Below are 17,676 nucleotides of genomic sequence, written 5' to 3' on the forward strand. Positions count from 1 at the left end.
AAATCTCCTCCTGCAAAAATGCAGGTATACAAAGTATGATAGGACAGTAAAGAATTTTGCGAATAAAATAATCTTTTTTCTAGTTTCAAGGACTTTATATCCACAATTATGGTATTTTTCATTAGATTTAAGAGCATTGTAAGCATGAACACTCTTATCGTTCTCTTTATAAAATAAGGTATTTCACTTTATATCTTTAAATTATGAATAAATTTAATTTTTCACTTAAAGAGTACATTTATTTCCGAATTTACCACAGAAAATTGCACAAATCATGCTTATAGGAGTAAAATTACGGCTTCATGCACCAAAAGTATCTTAAAAGATGCAACTTCTTTTTCTAATTTTTTTATTCATCCTAAATATTAAATCTAAAAAATTTAATCTTTCCGGACGTGTATAACGAGGAAAATAAAAATCAAGAAGGCAATTTTTTACGCATCACTCATCTCACTATCAAGAAAGCGATGCAAATCTACAATGTAATAACGTTGTAATGCATTATCGACACTGCTTTGTGCTTTTGCTTGCCATGCTTCTTGAGCTGATTGATAATCTGGAAAAATACCAACCACATCTAAATCATCAGGATTTTTGAATTGATTACTATTAAGGTTTTTCAATTCCCCACCAAATACAAGATGCAAATATTGTTTTTTTTCAATGCTTTCAGTCATATGTGCCTCCATATCATTAAGAAATTTTAGCGCTTTTTCATCCGTGATTAAACTAACTTTGCTTTATGAACAACATCTATCATATCTTGACAGCAATTATTTTTTCCAGCAATTAAAAGCCCATATTGATAGGATTCAATTCCGTAAGATATGAAAGATGTATCAAGCGATAGAAAACATCCTCCACATTCTTGTAAAATGAGATCTGCTGCGGCAATATCCCACGCATGACAATTCGGACGAACTAACACAAGATCAATTTCATTTTGAGCAACAAGAGCAATACGATATGCGAGAGAAGGGATATGACGATAAAGAGTGATTCTCTTGAGAAAATCATCTGGCAATTTTTGAGCGAGCGATTTATCAAGCGAGACTTTATATTTGCGATTAATTTGCGATTCTAAAAGAGGAAGCGCTCTGCTATTTAATGTAGCCCCTCCGCCAATAACAGCGGCATAAACATCGCCTTGTGCTGCACATTGCAGGACTCCCACGATAGGACGTCCATTCTCAATAATAGCTATCGATACACACCAATAGGTGCTACCAGAAAGAAAACCACGCGTTCCATCAATAGGATCAACCACAAAGTAACGTTCGTAAGCTTTTTGCTCTCGATCATCTTTTGTTTCTTCTGAAATCCATCCATAATTTGGGCGTGCTCCAAGAAGTTTTTTTTTTCAAAAAGCGATCAACTGCAAAATCTGCTTCACTGACTGGTGAATGACCATCTTTTATCCAAACATCTAACGCACATCCAAAATACCTCATTGCTAAATCCCCTGCTTCTCGACTCGCATCAAGCAAGAGCTGTAAATCAGAAGTATGATGCGTGTTATTTTCCTGCAAGTGTCATCCCTTCAATTAATAATGTTGGAGCTGCTATACCATAGCGCCGATCAATATCATTCGCAGGCGTTAAATGCGCTAACATATGGAGCAAATCAGAACCTAGAGTTACCTCACTTACTGGATAAGTGATTTCACCATTTTCAATCCAAAAACCAGAAGCACCCCGACTATATTGACCTGTAACAAAATCAATGCCATGTCCGAATAATTCTGTAACATAAAAACCACGTCGCAAATTTTTTATCATATCGTGAGGCGATATTAAACTTGGTTCAATAGCAAAATTGGTACTTGCTGGTTGAACCAATGATGCTGAACGTATGCCATGACCATTGGTTTTAAGCCCCAATTCACGTGCTGTAGATGATGAAAGAAGCCAGTTTTTTAAAACACCATTTTCAATAATATTCAATGTTTGCCCTTCTACTCCCTCTCCATCAAAAGGACAAGAAGCATTTCCACGCAATCGTAAAGGTTGGTCTGTTACGTGAACATCCGGTTTCATCACTGCTTTTCCCAAAAAGTTTTGTAAAAGACTCGTTTTGCGAACTACAGATGCTCCATTCACCATAGATGCGATATATCCAGCAATTCCGCGAGCTGTACGCGGATCAAAAATAACATCTACTCCCCCTGTAAAAGCACGAACTGCTCCTAAACGTCGAACTGCTCTCGTTCCTGCATTTTTTCCCACAGTTTCTGCTGATTCTAAATCAGAAAAGTGTAAGGCAGTTGTATAATCATAATCGCGCTCCATTGCTGTACCATCACCGGCCACAGCACCACAGGAGCGTGAAAAATAACTGGATTGATAGGTCCCACAAAAACCATCGCTCGTTACAAGAACAAATCCACTGCGTCCATAAGCTGTTGCGGCCCCACCAGAATTGCTTACTCCTTTAACATCAAGCGCTGCTGCTTCCGTTTTTAAAGCATCTTCTGTTAAAAAATTACTATGTGGAACAAAATCATCAAAAAGATCAAGATCTTTAGGATGTCTAACCAAAGAATCTTTATCTGCCAACCCTTCAAATAAACTGTCAGGAGAAGCCTTCGCCATTGCAACAGCACGTTCTGCAAGTTCTTGCGGATAAACCGTTAAATTAGCAGAAACACTTGCTACTTTTTTACCAACAAAAACTCTTAATGTGAAATCATTGCTTTCTGAAGCTTCTGTTGATTCAACTTTTCCAAAACGGACTGAGACACTGGTAGAATGTGCATGAACAACAACCGCATCAGCAGCATCTGCTCCAGAAAGCTTTGCCGCTTTAACCAACAAAGCAGCTTTATCAATCTGGTTTTTGTCAGTCATCATAATCTCCCTTTAATATAGTATTATATGGATAAGCAATCGGACAAATTTATATAAAAATGCAATTTTTATATGTCATCAATAAAATTGTGTACCATTCATGCATTGTTTTTCTTTTAACGAATCGACAAATTTCTGTCAGCTTCTCTTGAAAAATGCAACAAGTCATAAAATCTCTTTTGTTTCAATTCTTTTCATTCTCTTCTGTCATCCAAAATTTAAATCGATATTTATAATCAAACCAATAGAAAAGGGTAAAATAACGCTTAATTTTAAAATCAAAAACGACAAACGGGCTAGATTACATACATATCCACCATTAAAAATTAAATCAGTTTTTATGTTATTTTTTCTATAATACTCTTCCATTTGCAATTAAGCATAAAGAAATACTTCGCTGGTAAGTGTTTTAAAAAATATTAACAGTTCAAGGCTTTAACTTTATATGGGCTATAAATTACAAATTGCCTTCTTTAAAAACTATTAATTGTCTTTGTGAATGAATATAGCTATGAAAAATCTTTATTTCCAATGAGAGTATGCCGGCTCATTTCAATTATAGAACTGCGAAGATGCAATTTAATTTTTGATTCAATAATGGCTCCAAATAAGGGAGCAAGTAAGCCAGACATCGTTACAGTATGATAAATTTTATTGTTTGAAGAACAAGACTTTGTTGAACAAATATACTCATGGTCGAAAGTCATGCCTGTAAAAGGAAGTTTAGCATAATCAGAAAAGCAAACGTTTTTAATAACTTTATCAAGTGTAAAAGTTACTTTCGGTCCTTTTTTAGGCTTCATTTTTCCTACAGCTCCTGCTTTAAAAGCACCAGAAAGCTCTACCCACACAAGCTCGTGATCCCAACAAGGCCATGTTGCCACGTTTTCCCACATAGCCCAAATTTGCTCAGCACTCGGTTCTGTATTAATCTCTTCACTATGTGTTCATTTAAACATTTGAGTTCTCTTTATTTTACAATAAATTTCCATATTAATAGATTAAATATTCAATCTAAAATAAACTTTTAAATTTAAGTTATTCCTTCTTCTAGTGCAGCTCTAAACAGTATTATCATAACGAAGAGTGAATGAATAACAATCTATTTATTGCAAATTATGCCTTAGTGAGATAAAGCTATTCAATTTCTCAAAGAAATCTCCTTCAGATATTTTATCAAAAACAACCAAAATAATTGAATAATTATCCGTCATAAATCCCCATTGCTTCACGAATTTTATTTGCATCATAAGTTGTAATTTCAAAAAAACCTCGGCGAGCTAATATTTCCCAATGAGGGTTTTTCAGAAATTCAAGCCCTTTAATCTCTTTTAAAACAATATGTTGTGATTGTTTATTAAAAATGACATCTTTTCGAAATGGTACAAAATGAGGAGCTTGCTCTACTTGATAAATATGATTATCTTTAAACACGCACTGAAACTCTATTGTTTGAAGAATTTGTCCTGTACCTATTTCATTGCGTGGGCAGTAAATGAAAATTTCATCTCCCTTAGATGTGTTTCGAAGGGGACTGGCTTTTCCGTGATAGACTTGAAGAAAGCCAAATTCAACTGCCAAACGTGCATGAATTAGAGAAATTACAGCGATCCAATGTTTTATATTGCCTCTTTCAATGATTCACTCTTTCACAAAGTGAAAGTAAGCAATTTTTTCTACACGAAATGAAATCTCTTTTTTTAAGTTATTTAGTAACAAAGCTGGGCTTTCCGTGTTGATGAAGACATAAATCTACACTAAATATATGAAATCTATAAATTGCCGATATGCTGTGAATAATAATTATATAGACAAAAAGAAGATAGAATTTTTGTTGTAAGCTATGAACTCTCAATGAGAAAATCATCTAAACGATTATTGAATGAGAATTAAAAATGTATAAAGGAAAAGGAACAATTTTATTTAGCGCTAGAGCCGTTTGATGAGAGATAAGTTTCTATGTTTTTCTGCTCATAAAAATACAGCTTACATATATTAGTAATACTTCTATTCAATGCGTGTTTTGCCAAAATAGATTTTTACACCTGAAAACTGCAAAAAGAGTGAAAAATGACAAAAATCAAAATTTTGCTATAAGAAAGTGAAAAGGTTTTGAAAAAGAGGTCATTTTTACAAAATTTACGGGTATCTGCGCCCATATTTTATAGATTCTGTTTGCCCAATAATATGATTTCTATAAAAAATTGATCATCATAAATTGCTATAAAAACTGGTATCGAATTGTGCAAAATCAGGTAGCAACATACAATGAGCTTTTTAAGAAAAAGATTATATATTTCAATATACTATGATAATAATATGGTGCTGCATGCCGGCAGAGCAGGCTTTATTAGCAAGAATCAAATAGTATAAAGATGTGCAAGAGTGTATTGATGTATATAATTTTTTATGTTCCAATAAAAAAATAAGTATTAAAGAAAAAATCTCAAATCAGAAATTAAAGGTGGTCTAAAAGGTGGACCAAAAAAGGTGGACGGGCAATGCCTGAAAAGGTGGACGGAAGGGGGTGTTAAGTGAGGGCGATTCACCGGTTATCGGCATCATTCGTAAAGACGTCTCCACAGGGTAAATATTGTGATGGGGCAGGGCTATGGTTAAATGTTCGAAAAGACAATACGCGTTCTTGGTTTTTTCGCTATACGCACCACAATAAGCGCCGTGAAATGGGGCTTGGTCCTGTTACAAAGCTTTCTTTAAAAGAAGCGCGCGAGCTTGCTAGGCATTATAGTGATATTCTTAAAGAAGGTAATGATCCTATTGTTTTTAGAGAACAGACTATTTTAAAACAGCAAAGCAATATCTTTCAAGAAGTTGCGCAAGCAGCTTTTGAAAGCAAAAAAGCAGAGTTGAAAAATGAAGGGAAAAATGGTCGTTGGTTTTCTCCATTAGAGTTGCACGTTATTCCACACATAGGCAAATTATCTATAGAAAAACTGACAGCCAATATCATTCGCAATGTTCTTGCTCCACTTTGGCATGAAAAAGCAGATACAGCGCGAAAAGCACTGAATCGTATCAATATTTGCTTGAAATATGCTGCTGCTCTTGGCTTAGATGTTGACCTACAGGCTTGTATGAAAGCACGAGCTCTTTTAGGAAAATCACGTGCGACATCGACGAATATTCCTGCTATGCCTTGGCAAGAACTTCCAGATTTTTATCAAAACTTAGAGGATAATATCCTTTCAAATTTAGCACTAAAATTACTGATTTTGACAGGTGCTCGATCATATCCATTGCGCTATTTGCGTCTTGAGCAGATTGATAAAAATATATGGACCATACCAAAAGAAAATATGAAAGGTATTGTAGGAAAAGTTTCAGATTTTCGTGTGCCACTGAGTAGTGAAGCTATGAAAGTCATTGAAAAAACTCTGCCTTTTGAAAAAAAGGGCTTTCTATTTGCGGGGCTTAAAGGCAAACCCATTTCTGATACAACGCTTTCTAAATTCATGAAAGACAAAGGCTTTGATTATAGACCTCATGGTTTTAGATCGAGTCTTCGTGGCTGGATAGCGGAGACAACATCAACACCATTTGAAATTGCAGAATCTGTTCTTGCGCATTCAGTTGGTAATTCATTGACAAAAGCTTACATGCGAACAGATTTCTTAGAGCAACGCCGTATCCTCTTAGAACAATGGGCGTCTTTTATATCAGGAACATCTTTACCAAACATTTCAGACCGTTAAGCCTAAAATATAATTGCTGTTACTCTATTGTAATGGCATCCCTAGAACTTCAAAGAAGCGTTGCTGTCTTTTTTCGGCATAAGCAATGAGTTTGTCAAATGAAACAACCTCTATATAGGACTTGTATTCGTTGTGATATCCAAAATATCCCATATGATCACCTGTCTTTGTTAAATTCCAACGTTTACAACATTTTTTTACTTTTTCAGTTAGATCACAGATGACATAACAGTAACCAGGAACTTCTCCATCCAAATTTATTGGGCGCCCCTCTGGGGTCTGTACTTGACCTTCGCGAATTTTTTCTAAATAAGTAAAGACCTGATCAATAGGATCTGTTTTGGTATCAGCTTTTGCATCGTCTCTCATTGGACGCTTGATTTCCACTATGGTAAGAGATGCCAAAGTAGAAGGTATTGAATCCCCTTTTTTTTCTGATACTAAGAGAGGCTTATCATATACTTCCAAACTGCATACATCAGGTCTGTCCTTATCTTTAGAACCTGTAAAAGGGACACTATTTAATGGAAGATCAGAAGCTAAATAATCATGAAATGCTAATTTTTCATCAATCAACCATAAATTACAATTATTCATAGCAACAGAGCCAGAATCGCATTTCATGGGTACTATGAGTTCATGAATAACCTCTTCTGTAACATATCTTTTTTTGTCACCTATAGAAATACAATTTAAAGATTCTTTCAAAAGTTCTATGATAGTTTTTCTATGGAATAAGTAATTTGCCAAATCGGATTTTTTAAGATCACCTACAGCATTTACATATTTATTAATTCTTGCTTTATAATTGTTTGAATCTTCTCCTTGTTGAACTGCTAAAACATTATGACCTTCTTCTAAAATTTCATTTTCTATTCTAGCAAAACATTCATGCAAATACAGTTCCACGCCTTTATTGTCTTTTGTAGAAGAAATCATATAATCATTGTCAGTTAAATATTTTAGGAGTGGGCGATAGCGTGGTACTTTATGTGTGAACTTCTCAACTCTCTCTTTACTGTCTCGAATGTTGTTCTCTAATTCTTTAGCTAAGTATTTTTGAATTCTATCAACTATAGCGTTCCGTATCATATTAAATGATATCTCTATTTCCTCAAAGAACCCTTCAGTATTTTCTTCAATATCAAAGCTTGTTCTTTCAGAACGTACTCTCTCATCTAAAAAAAGAGAGCTTACATAGCAGGAATAGATAAATTCACCTATATCATCCTGTAGTTTTGAAGGCATACCAGGAATCTTCTTGGATATTGCTTCTTCTTTGATAACTCTATTGGCTGCACAAAAAGATAAAGTTTGTTTAGCTACAGATAAGTTTCTAAATTTAATATGCATAATAGAAAAATTGTGATCTTCTATTTCTATTTCTTCATTAAAAATCGCTTCAAGCTTGCACTCCTCATATAGTTTATTCAACGATATTTTTTCAGAGCCATCTTCAATAGTTATAGAAGGGCAACTACCAGTTCTTGCAAAATACCAGAGAAAATGTTCCAAGAGTGCCTTTGATATAGATTTTAGAGTTTTAGGAATATGATTTTTATAGTTTTTTTTCAGACCTTTTAATTCAACAACAGTCTCTCTCTTTGCACAATCATCTTGAAAATTGCGTAATGCTTTTATACCTTTATCAGCATCGAATGAAAATTCACGCCCTTTGAGCCGTTTATCTATTTCATAAACACTCTTGATTTTTATATCATCAAAAGCTTTAAGCCATAGAAGTCGTCCTACACCACGGCAGCCTTTTTCTCTTTTATTATCTGAATCTAAAGTTTCAAATGATTGTAAATTATGATCATCAAAGCCTATACCATTATCTGTTATTTTAAAACCTACAATTTCTTTTGGTTTTTCTGTATCTTTTTCAAGTGGTAGTAAAGCTTGGTCCGATCTTATGATTGAAACTGTAATGCGACTTGAGGAAAAATCATTACCTATATCTTCAATGGAATGAATGGAGTTCACAACTGCTTCAAAAAGAGGCATTAAAGCATGCGTTGATGGTAAAGACGTATTTCTTACGCGGCCACTGAAATTTGTTCTCATGATTCCCCCCGATCTACATAAGACAAGCAATTATGTCGTTTTATAAAAACCAATTCCCTTATCGTCCTTAAAAGACGAAAATCCTGAAGTTGGTCATATCAAGTATATATTATTATAATCTTTAAATCCATGAAACAACTAATTCTTTGAAAACCACTGTTTTAAATGGGCAAAGACATTATCTATCGCATCCATAATCCGAGCAAAATCAAGGATCAGCAAAAAGAGAAAGAAGGCTATCCACTTCATCAAGCGAGACATCATTTTTACATTTTGATAAGTGATGATCATTTCTTGAAGCATTTCTTTTTCTGCTTCTGTAAGCGCGGTGGTTTTTTTAGTGTTTTTGCTAACCATGTTTCCACCCACACAAATATTCACCCTGTTTGTTATGCTTTAATATCTCTCTTGCTAAGTTTGAACTGATGCTGTTCAAATCTTGGCTTTCCAAATATATCGGCAACCACCCCACACAAGAAGAAGCAACTTTATTTGTCGCGCAACCAGTGAGAGAGATCAGCACGCACATCAGTATCACTTTTTTGATTAATTTCATTTTCTACCTCAAGCCGTGTTGTTGCAGTCTTTAAAATCTTCTCTGTTTGCTTTTGCTGTTCAGTTTTTTTACCAAGAACAAAAGCTTTTGCTAAAATCATAAAAAAAGCGGCTAAAGCCGCACCTGTTAGCATCAGATTTTTTTTCATCCATAAAATCATAATTTGTGTTCCTGAAAGCGTTTGGCGACACAGAAAAGACCGGCACAGGCGGCTAAAACCATAATGGTTGCCAATGCCCATTGGATAGGGCCATTGCCCGCTAACAAGCCTCCAAGTCCTGAGAAAGATCCAATGATGGGGGCAAGGGCTTCTGCTTTGAAAATCCCCATTGGCTGTGTGGTTTCTACTGGTTGATAATTGGAGGAAACATAAGCGCCTTTTGCCCATAAGCCTGCTTCTGCTGTACGCCGGTGTACGAGACCTTGAAGGCGCTTTCCATCCGCTTTGGTCCATTTCTGTAATTCAGAGGGCACTGCTTCATATTCACCTTGATTGAGTTTTTTTAACAGTGTCGAATTGCAAAAGGCTGCTGTTCCTACATTATAACAAAAGGAGACGAGTGCTGCGAATTGTTCGTCTGTTAAGGAAACTTGAACGGCTTGTTCAACAGTGTTCTCAAATTGTTGCAAATCACGGCAAAGAAACTCTTCGGCTTGTTCTTCAGTGATTGTCATGTCTTTATGAACAAAGGGTTTTCCAGCAGCGTTTGTATGTCCATAACCAATGGTCCATACACCAATAGCATCTTTATAGGCGTTGAGACGCAAGCCTTCCCATTGTTTAATCAGTGCTAATCCTTCTGATGATATTTTTCTCATAGGTTTCTCCATAAAAAAAGTCCACCTCTATGGATGGACACTTAAAGTTTCTTGATTGAGTAACAACCAGAAAATTCAATAGCTGTTATTTGTTTTATTAATGATAAAATTCTTTCTCAATATCTTAATAATTAGTAAATTATACAGAATAACTCATCAAACATTTCTTGATTTTATCTTGATATGGCAACAAAGAAGGGACTGGAGCAGGTCGGGACATCCAGTGATACTAAGGTTCGTGCAATTATGTTGACGTAAATGACCAGTCAAGTCCTTTGCTCATAACGGATCATATTTTTTCGATATCTGTATGGATAAAATCGTTTCCTTTAAATAACAGTGGTAATTCATAATTTTTGCTACAAGCATAAGCAAAACAATCACCCATATTAAGTCGTGCTTTGCTGCCTGTTCCCTTACCAAAATTCATATAAGCATGAACAGCAGTTTGATATTCGCGATCCTCAATAGTGACAAATTGAATATTGTAAAATTCTAGAAAATCATCAACTAAAGCTTTTGCTTCTAAAACTGTTGAGCGTGCAACAGGTTTTCCTTCTTGTGTTTTCTCAAAGCAAAGTCCAGCGACAGCTTCCCACACAGCCATTGCTGACGTATGATTTTTCTGAGTTTTTTCCATCTTTTCGATAAAAATAGGTGCCTCTTCCTCACCTAACAAAATAGCAAGAATAGCCGAAGCGTCGAGAAACATTTAAAAGCCTCCGCTTAAATCATCAAAAAACGCCTTGCGCTGTTCTTCCGTATAAGAATTATATTCTTTACCTAAAAATTTTTTGGTTCGTTGCTGAAGCTCTATAGCCTTTTCCTGATAAGAAACTTCTTTTTTCTTAGCTTCTTTTAACATCAAAAGTGCTGCTTCAATTGTCTGAGTATAAGTATTATAACCATAAAGGTTTTTGACTTCATCAGCTAATCTTTTAACATTTTTATTCGGAACAAAAAGTGTATCAGACATTTTCTAACCTCCAAAACTAATATTAATTTCTTACAATTATAATATCATATAATTAATATTAGTTCCAGTGTTGTTAAAAATCTCAAACAACTCTCTGTCCTTTAAGCTGAGAGAAACATTACAATTTCTTTAAATATCCTCCTCATCCATATGGATGACGCCTTCACCTTCATCATATGCATTTTGTGGAGCGTTTGGATCAAGAGTATCATCCTTATCTGGCGTTGTGTTTGCAACATTTCCAGCGGCGTCTTCTTGTCCTTCATCAAAAAGTTCGCACTCTATTTTTGTGGTGTAACCACCCGTTTTATCAAGCTTGTGCTTGACGCTTTTGATGCGCCATTCTGCTGGTATATAAGGACGGAAAGGGGGATCTTGAACAAGTTTTGCCTCTGCTTGCACAAAGGGATCACCACCAATATCACAGGAGAAAGAAGATTTCCCCCGTGACGATTTGTTACGATAAGCGGCAATAGCTGCAACAGCCTCTGATTGATTATGGTAGGTATATTTGAGTTCATGAAACGGTGGATTACCGGACTTGACTTCTTTCTTTTCACCACTGCGCAGATCATAATAGGTTGCGATAACGCCGCCTTTTTTCTCTTGTTGTTGCTTCTCCGCTTCTTTTTCTGTTTTTTCTCCTCTCTCTGGTTCAGATGGCTCTGGTAGATCATGTTCATCCATATGGATGGTGTTTTCATCCTCCTCTATCTCTTCTGGTGCACGTGCATCCGCTGCGGCTTTTTGGTCCTCACCATCATCCGTTTCTAAACCATTGGCTGCACCTGCTTCATCCCGTGCACTGTATTTAAAATCCCAAGAGGTGCACTGTTTCTCATGAAGTATCACTATGGGCAGTGTTTCGCCGGTGATGGCTTTGCCTTCTCCCCGTTTGGCAAGGACTAGCTTGCCATCAACGGGCTTTGCTACCGCATCATATTCCTCTGCAAGGCGGGCGGCAAAAGCCATATCACTTTCAGCGGTTTGATCAATATGACGCACAACAATTTTTGCAAGAGAAGGGTCAACTTTTGCGGTGTAACCATTACGCTGTGCGATTTCTTGAACAATATGGCCAAGTGTTTGCTGGTGATAAGATTGGCTTTTGGGTGTTCTATAAGACGTGTTCATTGCTGCGGCGCGCCCTGTAACAGTTAAGCTTTGCGGTGGACTGCTTACAGAGATTTCATCTATCAGATATGCTCCCATATCGCGTATTTTGCCGCTTTCATAGCCAAGTGTTACGGAAAGAACTGTTCCAATGAGGGGTATATCAAGAAAGCCATTATCACTATTGCGTGCACGGTCATCAAGCTCTATGGTGATACGGTCGCTTTTGTCTTCTGCCTCATCGGTTATTTCAATTGATAAAACATAATTCATGAGAGTTTTGGTGATGTCTTGTCCATTTGCCATAACCATGCAAAAAGGTTTCATGATTTGCTGCCCCAAATTCTCATCACCGGTGTGGCCTTGGGATAGGGGAGGGAGGGCAAAATGATTGTGATGCCTGCTGTCAAAATGGGTCCATGGTCTGCAAGCCCAAAATTTGCTGCATAGACCCGTTCGACAGCAAGCGCTTGTTGACCTTTGGCATAATATTTCCAACAAATGGCATCAACCATATCGCCTTGTTTTGTTCTATAAAGATCACTCATAGGTCTTCACCATACTCTCTCAGTTTTACTGTAAATTCTTGTTTTTTGGGGGCACCGTTATGATGAAAAACGCTTTGCTTTTCCTCCACGGAAAGGATAACAAATTTGCCTAAAATTTTGCCTTGCCCTGTTACAAGAATGTGAGGTCCCTGATGGGCGATTTGCCGCAAATATTCGAGTTGTCCATGCCCACCTTTGAAGTCTGGATAAATCACACCCGTTAAGAAAAATTCCGCATTTGCAACAGCAGGCAATTGAAGAGCCGCTTTTCGTCCCAATCGTCCTTGCTCGACCCATGGCACGCCATAAGACAGATCAAGAGTTTGATAGGCTGCTGTTTCAATTGAAAAAATAAAACCACCCAAAGCAAGCATCATGGTCTTTAATCCGAAAGGCTAGAGGCTATCGCCAAACGTTGCTGTTTGGCATAGCGTTCAAGGGCTTGATTGACAGCGTCTCTGATTTCATCTTTGAGACCATTTGGCACTGAAATATTGAGATTTGTAATGGTTACACGGGCGTCTACTTCAACAGCTTTATGACCCGCAATTGGTTTGGGAGCTTTGAAGGCATCTGCTTTTGCATTGGGAGTTTCTATATGCTTTGTTGCAATTGCCCCTTTATTAAAACCACTGTTGCTTTGTCCAAAGGGGGACTTGGTGACAACAGCGGTATCCATTATTCTTTTTGCACGTGCATTGGTTTCATCGGTAAAGGTTTTAATCGTTTCTGTTGAAGTTTTGTTGATTGAAACATTGAAACCAAGTTTTTCTTTCATCCAATCAGGCATCCAACTGGTTAATTTGCTTATCATGCCGCTAAACCAATTGCATAGAGCGGTCCATTGGCTTTTGATGCCGTCCCACAAGCTGCCAATCAGATGAGCCCCTGCGTCCATTAAATTGACGCCGAACAACCAATCAATCAATGCGTTGACCTTTTTTGCTATCCAGAAGAGGGGTGAAAACTCTTTAAAGAGCGTAAAGAGTTTACTGAAAGTGTTACTGAACAAACTGGCAAAAGAATCCCATAACTTGCTTATGAAATTTACGACTGTATTCCAGTTTTTATAGAGCAGATATCCAGCTGTGACAAGCGCCGCAATGTCCCCGATTATCCAGCCTACGGGAGTGGTCATGATTGCGACCCCAAGCGATATAAAAGCAGAACCAACGGCAGTTATTGCTGGAATAAGTGAAGTGACAAGAGTTACAGCAAGACCAGCAACTGTGGAGGCAGCTGGTGCCATTGCCGCAATGAATGCTCCGGTAAGAACTGCTCCAACTGCGGCTAAAGAAGCAGCAACCCAACCATTGATTTTATCCCAATATTTATAGAGTGCAACAAGTGCCGCAATACCACCAATGAGCCAACCAATAGGAGTTGTCATGATTGTATAGTCAAGCGTGACAAAAGATGCGCCCACGGCAGCTAATGCGGCAATGAGTGGACCAAAAATAAAGCAACCAAGTGCTATAAGTCCTACTTTTAACAGGGTTATTTCACCAACAAGCGGTTTCATCCAGAAAAACCAGCCTTTAATCCTCTCGGTAAGATCACTGATGCCTTTTCTCAAATCAGAGGTAGGATCAAGCAAATCATGAAAGACTTTTTTTAAGGTTTTAGCCCATCCAGCAACGGTTGTTTGTATGAGATCACGGTTTTCATCAATCAGTTTTGAAAAACTGTCAATCATATCGTTGAGAATAGGCATAAAGCGTGTGCCAATAAAGCGCGCGATACCGCCTATTTTTTTCTTAAAAGCACCAAGCTTATCACTGAGATCTGCGGCATAGCGTGCGACATCGGCACCAATCAACCATTTTCCTTTCCGTGCTTTTGCAAACAGCTCTTTGATGGGTGCCATCCCTTGCGCAAGCATGGCTGCCATTTCCTTGCCATCACCACCAAACAGCAGAGCAGCAATATGCTGTCTTTGCGCTTGATTTTTCATTTTACTCATCTTGTCGGTGATTTCTTCTAACAAGGTAGAGTTTGATTTGAGTTTTCCAGAAGCATCTTTGACAGAAATGCCAAGTGCCTCAAACCCCATAATGCCTCTTTTTTGTCCGGCATATGCTTGTGCCGAACGCCTATTTAAAGTTGCTAAGGATTGTTGAAAAAGTTCAGCAGAATATCCTGAATTGTCTGCCGCATCCCCCCATAACTGAAGCGCTGTGACACTCATGCCTAAATGCCGTGATGCGTGATGAAGACTATCCCCAAGATGCATGGTTTTCATGGTGACGGCGGTGACACTTGCGATAAGACCTCCACCGGCAAGCCCTAAAGCACCGGTAAAGAGTGAAGCACGGCTTGCCGCTGTGCCAAGGGCACTTTGAACGCCTTGCAAACGTGATGTCATATTTTTGACTGCAGCAGAAAAGCGAGGGATACTCAATCTATGGGAGAGTGTTTTTGACAATGTATCAAATCTTTTTTGAAGATGTTTAAGAGGCGCGGTAAGTTTGTCTTCAAGAGACAATTTTACCTTTGCATCAGCAACTTTTTCACTCATTTTGATTTATACCTTTCTGCTGCTTGTTTTCGCCAGAAGATTAATTCTTGCGGATCCATTTCCATCATGTCTGCAAGGGACCAATGAAAAACAATGGCAATGTCCGCTATCAGTTGAGCGGCGGTTTCCCAGTCGAGGTATCCCGCCGCTTGATAAAAGACTCTAAAATTTCTCCAATGCTCGATAAGTCACTCATATCGAGTTCCCCAACAGCTTCATGGGGCCATCCAGAAAGGCGTGCAACCATAGCAATTGTTTGTTCAACACCTTCCTTTTTGTCGATTGCTTGCACATCTTTTGTTTTGGGGCGCTGTAAGGTAATTGTGGTATGCTCTTTTCCTTCAAAGGTCACAGGGATAAGCAATTGATGCGTGATGCTTGTTTGTATGGTCATTTTTATATTCCTAAAAAGTTTTTATGTTCTGCTAATTGATTAACACCATTGAATTTTCTGATTAAGTTGAGGACATCTATCTCAACAATTTCAACATCCTTTTGGACATATTTGAAATACTGCAATGTAAATGTAGCAGTGGATGTTGCTTTGCTTCCCGGTTGCCATTCTGCCATTTCAAAGCCTTTGCAAAGCCCCCTCATAGTGATGACAACACCTTCTGCTGGTGTGCCTTGTGCTTGCATTGAACTTCGCAATGAAATGTTCACATCAGAGCGCCCTAACAGTGCCATCAGTTCTGGAGAACAATCAGAAATGGTCATAGTGAGGATGAGTGTTTCAAGGCCAAGATCAATCTCAAGAGAGCTATCCATGCCACCACCGCGATACTCTTCAACAACCAAACTTAAATTTGGCAGCGTCACGCTTTCGCATTTTGCTTGATAGGGAATGCCATCAACAAAAATGTTAAAATATTTTAGAACTCTCGGTAAAACGGGTACAGTCATTAAAAGATCTCCTCTAGGTAATCATTGATGATGCGTGAACGGAAGGTGATATGTTCTGCTGGTGTTGTTGGTGTAAATTCAACATTGAAATAGACTCTGCCGCTCTCAATGGCGCTTGCTGTATTCAACTCTGGATCAGGCGTGCACTGCCCACCAAGAATGGCACCTTGTGCTTTCAAATCACGCAAATAGGCATTGACGCTTTCACTCACATCACTCATGTAGGTTTTTTTGATATTGCGGTCGACCGCCCACATGTGCCCACGCAAGATGGCGTCATTGATCATATCCGCGGTTCTCACAACGGATAAGAAAGCGAATTTTGTATCGCTTGAAAGGGTGCGATTGCCCCAAAGACGATAACCATTCTCACGAATAATTGTTGTGATGTTTTGTTCATTGAGAAGGTTGGCACGGCTTGATCTGTCACCAATGGAAAAATCAATCGGGCGGGTAATTCCTACAATGCCATTGATCACTTTGTTTGAAGGGGAATGCCAAAAACCATGTGTGAAATCTGTTTTGGCAATGACACCAGCAACCGCCGCACTTGCGGGCTGTTCTATGATTTCTCCATCACGATTCACCTTTACAAAAGGATCAACAATAACAGCGCGTTTTGAATCAAAATCCTTTGCAGCATCAAGAGCTGCTTCATCGGTTGTGTTTGGTGCGTCAATGACCACAATAGCGCGCAGACGTTCGGCAATGCCAATCAACTCTGCTGCTACAGGATTAGAGGTTGCACTGATTTCGGCTTTTGCTGTTGCGCCAGTGCCATCACCTTCAATCACTACATTGGGGGCGGTTTGATAATCAAAGCCATTGTCCTTGAGAACAATCGAGGTTACTTGTCCATTGGCAAGGATTGCTTCTGCTTTTGCACCGCCGGCAATTTTAACAGTTGCTTGGGTATAACCGCTGCCTTTGTTGGTGACATCAATCTTGCTAAGGCTAACGGGGCGTTTATGGGTAAAGCCTGGAGCAATCAGAATGCGTGGTGTTTGTCCAAGCAGGGATTGTGCTCCAATCAAAGCATGCACACCTTCATAAGCACCATTGGTGTTCACACCGCCTAAAACATTGGTCAATGTTGCATTTTCGTTATCACCTTCTTGCACACGCACGACAACAACAATGGCACCCACTTGCTTAAAAATAAGATCAAGAGCATTGGGTAGGGTGCCTTGACGTTTTCCTGTTTTATCCAGTTTTGCTGCTTGTGAAAGTGAACCGGTAACCAACACCGGTGTATTGAGGGGAAAAGCCTGTTCATCGGCATCGGGTGCTGTGCCGACAATGCCGATAACTGCCGATTGAACCGCACGAAGGGGACGCGTTCCATCGTCCACCTCGACAACTTCAACACCGTGTAAAAAACCTGTTGTCATTATGATGCTCCTTTGCATGATTGGTGAATGAAAATGAATGGGAAAAAATGAGAGACAAAAAACCGTTCTTGAGAACGACTTGACAAAAACTTTAAAACCGTTAGATTCATAAAAAGGTGCTTAACAAACACCTGAAAACAACAAGCGGATTGGTTACCGAAATAATCAGTCTTCTGTACATTAAAGACTTTGACTCGTTATATGTTACACGCATATAATAGCTTT

The 17,676-nt window shown here is 38.3% G+C and carries 20 protein-coding genes and 1 pseudogene; 1 reads left to right on the top strand and 20 read right to left on the bottom strand.

Annotated elements, in window-relative coordinates; translation table 11 throughout:
• Positions 1-434: 434 nt before the first annotated feature.
• The 5 genes and pseudogenes from NMK50_RS01205 to NMK50_RS01225 form a co-directional block, all read right to left on the bottom strand.
• Positions 435-677 (bottom strand): DUF4170 domain-containing protein, encoded by a 243-nt coding sequence (locus tag NMK50_RS01205; protein ID WP_254770572.1) that lies wholly within the window; start codon positions 675-677, stop codon positions 435-437.
• Positions 678-724: 47 nt separating this feature from the next.
• Positions 725-1,529 (bottom strand): annotated as a pseudogene (locus tag NMK50_RS01210) (3'(2'),5'-bisphosphate nucleotidase CysQ).
• Complete coding sequence (locus NMK50_RS01215) at positions 1,516-2,847, bottom strand: TldD/PmbA family protein (RefSeq protein WP_254771144.1); 1,332 nt, start codon at positions 2,845-2,847, stop codon at positions 1,516-1,518. The pseudogene NMK50_RS01210 and the gene NMK50_RS01215 overlap by 14 nt, the downstream one beginning before the upstream one ends.
• Before the next feature lie 509 nt (positions 2,848-3,356).
• Positions 3,357-3,743 (bottom strand): SRPBCC family protein, encoded by a 387-nt coding sequence (locus tag NMK50_RS01220; protein WP_254770573.1) that lies wholly within the window; start codon positions 3,741-3,743, stop codon positions 3,357-3,359.
• A 307-nt stretch (positions 3,744-4,050) separates the two neighbouring features.
• The gene (locus NMK50_RS01225; protein WP_254770574.1) at positions 4,051-4,428 is read right to left on the bottom strand and encodes an EVE domain-containing protein; all 378 of its coding nucleotides are present in this window, start codon (positions 4,426-4,428) and stop codon (positions 4,051-4,053) included.
• A 953-nt stretch (positions 4,429-5,381) separates the two neighbouring features.
• On the opposite strand from NMK50_RS01225, the gene NMK50_RS01230 reads away from it, so the two are divergent.
• On the top strand, positions 5,382-6,560 hold the full coding sequence (locus NMK50_RS01230) for a tyrosine-type recombinase/integrase (RefSeq protein WP_254770575.1): 1,179 nt from the start codon (positions 5,382-5,384) through the stop codon (positions 6,558-6,560).
• A gap of 24 nt (positions 6,561-6,584) precedes the next feature.
• On the opposite strand, the gene NMK50_RS01235 is transcribed toward NMK50_RS01230, so the two are convergent.
• From NMK50_RS01235 to NMK50_RS01305, 15 genes are all read right to left on the bottom strand, one after another.
• Positions 6,585-8,627 carry an ATP-binding protein gene (locus NMK50_RS01235; protein WP_254770576.1) on the bottom strand — a complete coding sequence of 681 codons (2,043 nt, stop codon included), beginning with the start codon at positions 8,625-8,627 and terminating at the stop codon, positions 6,585-6,587.
• Between the two features lie 138 nt (positions 8,628-8,765).
• Positions 8,766-8,984, bottom strand: coding sequence for a hypothetical protein (locus NMK50_RS01240; RefSeq protein ID WP_254770110.1), 219 nt, complete (start codon positions 8,982-8,984; stop codon positions 8,766-8,768).
• Positions 8,977-9,183 (bottom strand): hypothetical protein, encoded by a 207-nt coding sequence (locus NMK50_RS01245; protein ID WP_254770577.1) that lies wholly within the window; start codon positions 9,181-9,183, stop codon positions 8,977-8,979. The genes NMK50_RS01240 and NMK50_RS01245 overlap by 8 nt, the downstream gene beginning before the upstream one ends.
• On the bottom strand, positions 9,116-9,343 hold the full coding sequence (locus NMK50_RS01250; RefSeq protein WP_254770578.1) for a hypothetical protein: 228 nt from the start codon (positions 9,341-9,343) through the stop codon (positions 9,116-9,118). The genes NMK50_RS01245 and NMK50_RS01250 overlap by 68 nt, the downstream gene beginning before the upstream one ends.
• Positions 9,340-10,002, bottom strand: coding sequence for a gene transfer agent endolysin BgtA (gene bgtA / locus NMK50_RS01255; RefSeq protein WP_254770579.1), 663 nt, complete (start codon positions 10,000-10,002; stop codon positions 9,340-9,342). Before bgtA ends, NMK50_RS01250 begins: the two co-directional genes overlap by 4 nt.
• Positions 10,003-10,291: 289 nt before the next feature.
• Positions 10,292-10,714 carry a type II toxin-antitoxin system VapC family toxin gene (locus NMK50_RS01260; RefSeq protein ID WP_254770580.1) on the bottom strand — a complete coding sequence of 141 codons (423 nt, stop codon included), beginning with the start codon at positions 10,712-10,714 and terminating at the stop codon, positions 10,292-10,294.
• A complete protein-coding gene (locus NMK50_RS01265) occupies positions 10,715-10,978 on the bottom strand; it encodes a hypothetical protein (protein WP_241438586.1) in 264 nt (87 codons plus the stop codon).
• Between the two features lie 129 nt (positions 10,979-11,107).
• Positions 11,108-12,418 (bottom strand): phage late control D family protein, encoded by a 1,311-nt coding sequence (locus tag NMK50_RS01270; protein ID WP_254770581.1) that lies wholly within the window; start codon positions 12,416-12,418, stop codon positions 11,108-11,110.
• Positions 12,415-12,639, bottom strand: coding sequence for a tail protein X (locus tag NMK50_RS01275; RefSeq protein ID WP_254769780.1), 225 nt, complete (start codon positions 12,637-12,639; stop codon positions 12,415-12,417). The genes NMK50_RS01270 and NMK50_RS01275 overlap by 4 nt, the downstream gene beginning before the upstream one ends.
• Positions 12,636-13,016 (bottom strand): phage tail protein, encoded by a 381-nt coding sequence (locus NMK50_RS01280; protein WP_254769779.1) that lies wholly within the window; start codon positions 13,014-13,016, stop codon positions 12,636-12,638. Before NMK50_RS01280 ends, NMK50_RS01275 begins: the two co-directional genes overlap by 4 nt.
• 5 nt (positions 13,017-13,021) lie before the next feature.
• A complete protein-coding gene (locus NMK50_RS01285; protein WP_254769778.1) occupies positions 13,022-15,157 on the bottom strand; it encodes a phage tail tape measure protein in 2,136 nt (711 codons plus the stop codon).
• The gene (locus tag NMK50_RS10570) at positions 15,154-15,342 is read right to left on the bottom strand and encodes a GpE family phage tail protein (RefSeq protein WP_374112203.1); all 189 of its coding nucleotides are present in this window, start codon (positions 15,340-15,342) and stop codon (positions 15,154-15,156) included. The genes NMK50_RS01285 and NMK50_RS10570 overlap by 4 nt, the downstream gene beginning before the upstream one ends.
• Entirely contained in the window at positions 15,267-15,551 is a 285-nt protein-coding gene (locus tag NMK50_RS01295; protein WP_254769777.1) for a phage tail assembly protein, read from the bottom strand. The genes NMK50_RS10570 and NMK50_RS01295 overlap by 76 nt, the downstream gene beginning before the upstream one ends.
• Before the next feature lie 2 nt (positions 15,552-15,553).
• A complete protein-coding gene (locus NMK50_RS01300; RefSeq protein WP_254769776.1) occupies positions 15,554-16,060 on the bottom strand; it encodes a phage major tail tube protein in 507 nt (168 codons plus the stop codon).
• Positions 16,060-17,451, bottom strand: a complete 1,392-nt coding sequence (locus NMK50_RS01305) for a phage tail sheath subtilisin-like domain-containing protein (protein ID WP_254769775.1) — start codon at positions 17,449-17,451, stop codon at positions 16,060-16,062. The genes NMK50_RS01300 and NMK50_RS01305 overlap by 1 nt, the downstream gene beginning before the upstream one ends.
• Positions 17,452-17,676 lie beyond the last annotated feature (225 nt).

The organism is Bartonella harrusi (assembly GCF_024297065.1).
GTDB classification, from domain to species: domain Bacteria; phylum Pseudomonadota; class Alphaproteobacteria; order Rhizobiales; family Rhizobiaceae; genus Bartonella; species Bartonella harrusi.